The organism is uncultured Caballeronia sp., from assembly GCF_964243625.1.
Lineage (GTDB): Bacteria > Pseudomonadota > Gammaproteobacteria > Burkholderiales > Burkholderiaceae > Caballeronia.
Genome location: NZ_CAXTGZ010000631.1, coordinates 1 through 3487 on the forward strand (window position 1 = coordinate 1; position 3487 = coordinate 3487).

Annotated in this window: 5 protein-coding genes; 2 read left to right on the forward strand and 3 right to left on the reverse strand. The window is 60.6% G+C overall.

Annotation, left to right across the window (positions count from 1 at the left end; genetic code table 11):
• Positions 1–426, forward strand: a 426-nt coding sequence (locus tag ACFFAR_RS28345; RefSeq protein ID WP_375508920.1) for a serine O-acetyltransferase, incomplete at its 5' end; no start/stop codon positions are given.
• Positions 427–442: 16 nt separating this feature from the next.
• On the opposite strand, the gene folE is transcribed toward ACFFAR_RS28345, so the two are convergent.
• Both folE and ACFFAR_RS28355 read right to left on the reverse strand, forming a co-directional pair.
• Complete coding sequence (gene folE / locus ACFFAR_RS28350) at positions 443–1102, reverse strand: GTP cyclohydrolase I FolE (protein WP_062003348.1); 660 nt, start codon at positions 1100–1102, stop codon at positions 443–445.
• Positions 1103–1192: 90 nt separating this feature from the next.
• The gene (locus tag ACFFAR_RS28355; protein ID WP_174362851.1) at positions 1193–1414 is read right to left on the reverse strand and encodes a hypothetical protein; all 222 of its coding nucleotides are present in this window, start codon (positions 1412–1414) and stop codon (positions 1193–1195) included.
• 162 nt (positions 1415–1576) lie between these two features.
• On the opposite strand from ACFFAR_RS28355, the gene ACFFAR_RS28360 reads away from it, so the two are divergent.
• On the forward strand, positions 1577–1936 hold the full coding sequence (locus ACFFAR_RS28360) for a hypothetical protein (RefSeq protein ID WP_062003346.1): 360 nt from the start codon (positions 1577–1579) through the stop codon (positions 1934–1936).
• Positions 1937–2079: 143 nt separating this feature from the next.
• Here ACFFAR_RS28360 and ACFFAR_RS28365 read toward each other — a convergent pair whose 3' ends face one another.
• Positions 2080–3195, reverse strand: a complete 1116-nt coding sequence (locus tag ACFFAR_RS28365; protein ID WP_062171540.1) for a succinylglutamate desuccinylase/aspartoacylase family protein — start codon at positions 3193–3195, stop codon at positions 2080–2082.
• Positions 3196–3487: the final 292 nt, after the last annotated feature.

The window sequence follows — 3487 nt, forward strand, 5'->3', positions numbered from 1 at the left end:
CTCGGCGTGCCGCTGCTTGCACGCTTTATCAACGAGATTGCGCACTCGGCGACAGGTATCGATATTCATCCAGGCGCGACCATCGGGCCGAGTTTCTTCATAGATCACGGGACGGGTGTCGTGATTGGAGAGACGGCCGTGATCGGCGAACACGTGCGCGTGTATCAGGCGGTGACGCTCGGCGCGAAGAGCTTTCCGGCCGGCAACGACGGTGTCCTCGTCAAGGGCAACGCGCGGCATCCGGTGGTGGAAGATCACGTGGTCATCTACGCCGGCGCGACCATTCTTGGGCGCGTGACGATCGGGCGTGGGTCGGTGATTGGCGGCAACGTGTGGTTGACCCACAGCGTGCCGCCTGGCAGCAGTGTCTCGCAGGGCAAGGTCCGCGAAGTGGGCGAGGGCGGTGCACCGGAAGCCGGCGCCTGAAACGCACGCCCCGGCTTCAGCTATTAGATACGCTGAAGCCGCTCGAATGCCCGACGATTGCGAGGAATTCGCGACGTGTGGAGGGATCGTCGCGGAAAGTGCCGAGCATGCGCGATGTCACCATCGACGCGCCCGCTTTATGCACTCCACGCGTGGACATGCATTGATGCGATGCCTCGAGGATCACGCCCACGCCTAGCGGCTGAAGGACTTCCTCGAGCGTATCGGCGATCTGCGCCGTCATCTTTTCCTGGATTTGCAGGCGCTTCGCGAATGCATCCACGAGCCGCGCCAGCTTCGAAATTCCCACTACGCGTTCGCGCGGCAGATACGCCACGTGCGCCCGGCCGATGATCGGCACCATGTGATGTTCGCAATAGCTTTCGAAGCGGATGTCCTTCAACACGATCATCTCGTCGTAGCCCTGCACTTCGGAAAACGTGCGCGCGAGGATGTCGCGCGGATTCTGCGCGTAGCCTGCGAAGAACTCTTCGTAGGACCGGATCACGCGTGCGGGGGTATCGAGCAGGCCTTCGCGCGAAGGATCGTCACCGGCCCATTTGATCAGCACACGAACGGCAGCTTCTGCTTCTTCACGGCTCGGACGATCAGCACCGTCGGCGTGATCAGCGTGGATGTCCGGGGACGCGTCGGGGTTGTTGCGCGTGGCGCTCATCAAAGGCTCCAGATGCTTGTAGCGAAGTCACGAAGCCACCATTGTTCCACGTTTTCCCGACCACAAGACCCCGGCGCAGTGTCGGGTTCTTCAGGTTTTGCCGCCTCCGTCGATGCCTGAACCCGTTTGCCAGGCTTTTTTTCCTTCATCGGACAAGTTGCCTGAACTGTTGTGTTTGTCGGGTTCCGTGCCCTTTTCGACCATCGAACCGCCTGGCTGCTCTTGCGCGCGCTGCTTTTCGCCTTTGCGCTGTGCCCGGCGTTCTTCCTGCGATCGGCCGGCGTAGGTAGTGTCGGTTGGCTTGTCTGTCATGTCGATCTCCGTAGGTGAGTGACAACATGACGCGCGCAAGCGGCGTTCCTTCTGCAGGCAGGGTAGACGCCATACCGGGATAGACGCCCAACTGTTTGTGCTGCGGTTCAGGCGCTAGAGTGGCTGCACGATCAACAACCTTCAGCCACCAGGAGCCGCCCCATGAAACGATTCCACATTGCGCTCGCCGTTGGCAGCCTCGATGCTTCCATTGCGGATTATTCACACCGTCTCGGTCAGGCGCCTACCGCGGTGGTACCTGGTGCCTATGCAATGTGGCGCACCGATTTGCTGAATTTTTCGATCAATGAAACAAGCGATCCGGCGAAAGTGGGATTACTGCGGCACATCGGTTTTGAAGACGATTCGGCGGCAGGTTTTGCAAAGACGCGTGATATCAACGGTATTGAGTGGGAGCAGTTTTCGCCGGAGGAACAGGACCGGCGGATCGTCGAGACGTATGGCAGCGCGATTCGGCCGGCCTCTGGTTTGGGTGGGGGGCGGGGTGGCGCTCTGGGGTAGGCTGGCGCGGGCAGGCAGGGCGGTTGTTTTTAGTGGTCGGAGATGGTGTTGGGTTGCTGCTCGTTGGGCGAAGACCTCAGAAGCAGCAACCCGGCATCAAAGCAGAACGACTGCCCCAACCCCAAACCAGCGCCAGCAAACCCCTAAGCCGATAACAACGACCCCGTCCGGAACGCGGTAGCACTTGCAATCCGGGCCACCTCCATCCCTGCAGTAGTAAACCGCGCAATCTGCCGAGCATACAAAATACCGGAAACGGTGCTGTACAGCGTGGTAACAGTATCGGAAAGAGGATCAACAACATCTGCGACCGCCTCACCCGCATTCACCATAGCGCCCACCTTCGCGCGAAACACGAGCACGCCACTCGCAGGAGCGACAATCGGCTCGGCCCCGGCAAGCGGCGTCGCCGGGTACGACAACTCCGGCATGGCGGGCGCGGGCGCATCGATCACGCCACGATGTATCAGGTAATTGATGATGCCTTGAGCGTCGGCATCGGCGAATTCATACGATACGTCATGCTGGCTGCGCAGCTCCACGGTCACCGAAATGCCGCCGTTCGGGATCGGAAAACGCTCGCCGAATTTAGTGCGCAGATCCGACCAGCAGAAGCTGTGGATTTCATCGAAGGGATTGCCCACCGAATTCAGCGCAAGCAGCGACGCTTTCGAGTCCAGGTAGCGCGCGAGCGGCTCGACTTCTTCCCAGATGTCCGGGTTCGTATAGATGTGCAGCGCGGCGTCGAGATCACAATGCAGGTCGAGCACGACATCAGCGTCATACGACAGTTTTTGCAGCGCGAGACGTTGCGATTCGAGTTCGGTTTGCGGCGTTTGTTCGTCGAGCGCGGCGCGCATGGCTTCGCGAACGGCGAGCTTGTTCTCACGGATATCGCCCGTGAGCCGGCCTTCGATACGCGACGCAATCAGCGCACCGAGATCGTGGAAATTACGGTTGAAGTTGTGACCGCTATTGAGCTCGAACCGGCCGAGCAAGCTGCCATGCATGTTCTGGTTCAGCCCGATAGGATTCGACACCGGCACGATCACCACTTCGCCGCGCAATTTGCCGGCGGTTTCCAGTTCTGCAAGCTGACGGCGCAAGCGCCACGCGACCAGCATGCCGGGCAATTCGTCGGCGTGCAGCGAGGACTGGATGTAGATCTTCTCGCCGCCGCCGGGCCCGTAGTGAAAGCTCAGGATATTGCGGGTGGTGCCAAGCGACGGGGAAATCAGGGTGTGCGTTTTGGTTTGCATGGTGGTCGGACGCGCGACGGGCTGTTAAGGCTTCGCGCTTCGATGGGTTGTGTCGGCGTGTTCAGGAGAGCGGGGCGGCGTGTAAACCCAAAGTCGCGGCGCGTGCTGCAGGCCCGGTTCGACCCCGGCGCCGCCTGCTCCGGACCTTCGATCTTAGCTGAAAACGGCCCCGTTGCCCCACGCAGCGTGCGTGGACCGCTAAAACAAAACGGGCTCCGCAATATCGCGGAGCCCGTCTTTGAAACAACTTAGGCGCTGTTTAGCCGCCGTACACGTCGAAGTCGAAGTATTT